Annotated in this window: 4 protein-coding genes; all 4 read left to right on the top strand. The window is 41.2% G+C overall.

The window, feature by feature from the left end; all coding sequences use genetic code 11:
* On the top strand, positions 1–702 hold a 702-nt coding region (locus Q0F90_RS07955; RefSeq protein ID WP_296004552.1), incomplete at its 5' end, for a phosphatase.
* Positions 671–1,669, top strand: coding sequence for a tRNA lysidine(34) synthetase TilS (tilS, locus tag Q0F90_RS07950; protein ID WP_105094748.1), 999 nt, complete (start codon positions 671–673; stop codon positions 1,667–1,669). The genes Q0F90_RS07955 and tilS, both read left to right, overlap by 32 nt.
* A 23-nt stretch (positions 1,670–1,692) precedes the next feature.
* Positions 1,693–2,238, top strand: a complete 546-nt coding sequence (gene hpt / locus Q0F90_RS07945; RefSeq protein ID WP_105086156.1) for a hypoxanthine phosphoribosyltransferase — start codon at positions 1,693–1,695, stop codon at positions 2,236–2,238.
* Between the two features lie 90 nt (positions 2,239–2,328).
* Positions 2,329–3,984: ATP-dependent zinc metalloprotease FtsH (gene ftsH, locus Q0F90_RS07940; protein WP_296004549.1), on the top strand; the 1,656-nt coding region annotated here is incomplete at its 3' end.

The following is a 3,984-nucleotide window of genomic DNA, read 5'->3' as shown; positions in this document are numbered from 1 at the left end:
GATCAATATGGTGCGGACTACTGCTTTGGCTTCGCGACAAGTGCCGTTCGAGAAGCACCAAATGGCATTGAATTTATGGGATGTATCAATACATATTGTCCTATGGAATGGCGCATTTTATCAGGTGATGAAGAGGCAATTTATGGATTTAATGGTGCATTAGGAGATCAGTTGAATGATGGTCGTCACTATACAACTATCGATATCGGTGGCGGTAGTACAGAGCTAGCATTAGGCAATAAGGACGGCGTTTACTGGAGTCGATCTTATCCTGTAGGGGCTGTACGCCTTCAATCTATGTCTGATGAAGGTCCTCAACGAGTATGGGAAGAAACTCGATTCCTTTGGGATCCCATGATGATTCAAGGTGAATTTGGTGAATTCATTGGTATCGGTGGTACGCTAACGACGCTAGCGGCCATTGATTTAGGCCTTGAAAACTATGATGGTACGAAGGTACAAGGTCATAAATTAAGTCGTGAAACAGTAGAGGGCATCATTCTAAACTTACGTTACATGAGTCGCGATGAGCGATTACACGTAAAAGGTTTACCTGCAGGACGTGCCGATATCATCGTAGCTGGTGCAGAAATTTTAACGTCCTTTATGGATGCTTATGAGGTTCCTCATGTATTTGTGAGCGACCAAGATGGTATGGAGGCGATGGCTCGTGAATGTGAAAGAACTTATTCGAACCATTAATCACACCTTAAAATCACATAATCTATTTCCTGAAAATAGTCGAATTCTAGTAGCTTGCTCTGGTGGCCCCGATTCAATGGCTCTATTGTATTTGTTACAAGATATTGCTACGCATCGTCATACAACGTACAAAATAGGTGTAGCCATTGTGGATCACTGTATTCGCCCTGAAAGTAAGGAGGAGGTCTTGTGGCTCCAACATCAAGTGGAAGAATTAGGTCTGCCATTTTATTCCGCTACCTTTGATGTACCGCGCCTAAGTAAGGAACATAAAAAATCTGAAGAAACTATAGGCCGCCAAGTACGTTATCAATGGTTAAATGAAATTGCCCAGTCTGAGGGGTATGATTATATTTCAGTAGCTCACCACAAAGATGATCAAGCAGAATCGATTTTGGCACATATCATTAGGGGTTCTGGTCTAAATGGTTTAACTGGCATGTCTGTAGTACAATCTGAATATGCTATTCCTGTAGTTAGACCGCTGTTAGACGTAACAAAAGAAGACTTACTAGCCTATATAGGGACAAAACATATTTCGTATTGTGTAGATTCTACGAATGAGGATGTACGATACCAACGAAATAGGATTCGTCATCGCATTATACCTGAATTGGAAGCCGTTAACCCTGCTGTGGTAGATGCCATAGTTCGACTAGGAAGTTCTGTAAATGAAGATGTAATGGTTATCTCTGATTTAACGTCTAGAACCTTTGATAAATTAGTGTCGATTGGTGATGACGAGGTGAGAATCTCTCGCCGTGCCTTGAGACAGGAGCCACTGGCAATACAGCGGAGATTATGGCAGCGTTTAGTAAGTACCATTGACTCTGATCTAACGCTTACATCAGCTCATCAAGAGCAATTACTGGACATTGTTAACACAGGGGAAAAGAAAACTTTCACTATAAAAAGTATAAAAGTAATCGCTCAATGTGATACAATAAAGGTATATTGCAAACATTAATATGAATCGTGGAGGTCATATAGATGCATCAAGACGCAAAAGAGATTTTATATACAGCAGAACAATTACAGGCTCGTGTAGCCGAGTTAGGTAAAGCAATTAGCGAAGACTATAAAAATGAATCTGTAGTGCTCGTAGGGGTGTTAAAGGGAGCCATCGTTTTCTTTACAGACTTAGCTCGCGCTATTGATGATAGCGTAGATGTAAGTTTTGATTTTATTTCTTGCTCTAGCTATGGTAGTGGCACAACTAGTACAGGGGTAGTTCGAATTCTAAAAGATTTGGATCGCTCTGTAGAGGGTAAGCATGTGCTTGTTGTGGAAGATATCGTAGATACAGGCACAACATTGCATTACTTATTAGAAAATTTACATGCTCGTGGTGCTAAAAGCGTACGCCTCGCTGCATTATTGAATAAACCAGATCGCCGTAAGATGGACGTAGACGTTGACTATGTGGGCTTTATTATTCCTGATTATTTTGTTATCGGTTATGGTTTAGACTACGCAGAAAAATATCGTCACTTACCATATATCGGTATTTTAAAGGAAGAAATGTATCAAAATTAAAAATATGATATAATATATGAGTGCATCTCTTAATGAGATGTACTCAATTCGTTTATACAACTAAAAATTATTATTGAAAGGGGTAATCTTTTGGGTCGATTTACAAAAAATATCGTCCTTTACTTACTTATCATTGCCGCTTTCGTTATCGCCATTGACGCTTTCTCTGGTCAAAGTGCGAATAAATCTGAACTAAGTTACACAGGATTTATTCAACAAGTACAACAGAAAAAGGTTGAGTCCGTAACGATTACCAATGATCATGGTATTAAAGGTAAACTAAAAAATGGAACAGAGTTCAATTCTTATGCGCCAAGTGATGAAACATTAATTAAAACATTACAAGATAATGGCGTAGAAATTACAGCAGCTCCACCTGAGCAACCAGCTTGGTGGATGAGCCTGTTAGGTTCTGCTATTCCTATCATCATCTTGGTGGTGTTGTTCTTCTTTATTATGCAACAAACTCAAGGTGGCGGTGGCCGAGTGATGAACTTTGGTAAAAGCCGTGCTAAATTGATGGGTGAAGGTAACGTAAAGGTTAGCTTTAAAGATGTAGCAGGTGCTGAAGAAGCAAAACAAGAATTAGAAGAAGTAGTAGAATTCTTGAAGGATCCAGGTAAATTTACAACAATCGGTGCTAAAATTCCGAAAGGTGTATTGCTCGCAGGACCTCCAGGTACAGGTAAAACTTTGCTTGCTAAAGCCGTTGCTGGTGAAGCAGGGGTACCATTCTTTACGATTTCTGGTTCTGACTTCGTAGAAATGTTCGTAGGTGTTGGTGCTTCTCGTGTGCGTGATCTTTTCACACAAGCGAAAAAGAATGCGCCATGTATCATCTTTATCGACGAAATTGATGCGGTAGGTCGCCAACGTGGCGCAGGTCTTGGTGGTGGTCACGATGAACGTGAACAAACATTGAACCAATTACTCGTTGAAATGGATGGTTTCGGTGCCAACGAAGGTATTATTACTATCGCTGCCACAAACCGTCCAGATATTCTTGACCCAGCGCTGTTGCGTCCAGGTCGTTTTGACCGTCAAGTTATCGTAGGTCGTCCAGACTTACGCGGTCGTGAAGCAATCTTAAAAGTACATGCTCGTAACAAGCCATTAGCTGACGATGTAGACTTGAAAACAATTGCTAAGAAAACTCCAGGCTTTACTGGTGCTGACTTGAACAACTTGTTAAATGAAGCGGCTTTATTGGCAGCTCGCCTTAACAAAAAAGTTATCACTATGGCTGAGGTTGAAGAAGCTAGTGAAAAGGTTAGCATGGGTCCTGAACGCCGCAGTCATATTGTGAGCGAGAAAGACCGCAAGTTAACAGCGTACCATGAATCTGGTCATGCCATCGTGGCACATTTGTTGCCTCATGCAGATCCTGTTCATAAGGTAACAATCATTCCTCGTGGCGCAGCAGGTGGTTACACTATGATGCTTCCTACAGAGGAACAAAACTACAAAACAAAATCTCAATTATTAGCGGATATTCGCGTAGCCCTTGGTGGTCGAATTGCAGAGGCTTTGATTTTAGATGAAATCAGCACAGGTGCTTCTGGGGACCTTCAAAGTGTAACGAATACAGCACGCGCTATGGTAACGCGTTGGGGCATGAGCGATGAGCTTGGTCCTATCGTATTTGGTGAACAACAAGAACAAGTATTCTTGGGTAAAAACCTTGGACACGAACGCAACTACAGTGAAGAACTTGCTGCAAAAATCGACTCTGAAATTCATCGTAGT

The sequence above is a fragment of the uncultured Veillonella sp. genome (assembly GCF_934190855.1).
Lineage (GTDB): Bacteria > Bacillota > Negativicutes > Veillonellales > Veillonellaceae > Veillonella.
Note: the sequence above shows the minus strand (reverse complement) of the source record. Positions and strands in the feature narration are given on the sequence as shown.

Excerpts from the sequence above, each read along its gene's own strand:
- hpt (WP_105086156.1), top strand. The coding sequence starts at position 1,693 with ATGCATCAAGACGCAAAAGAGATTTTATATACAGCAGAACAATTACAG.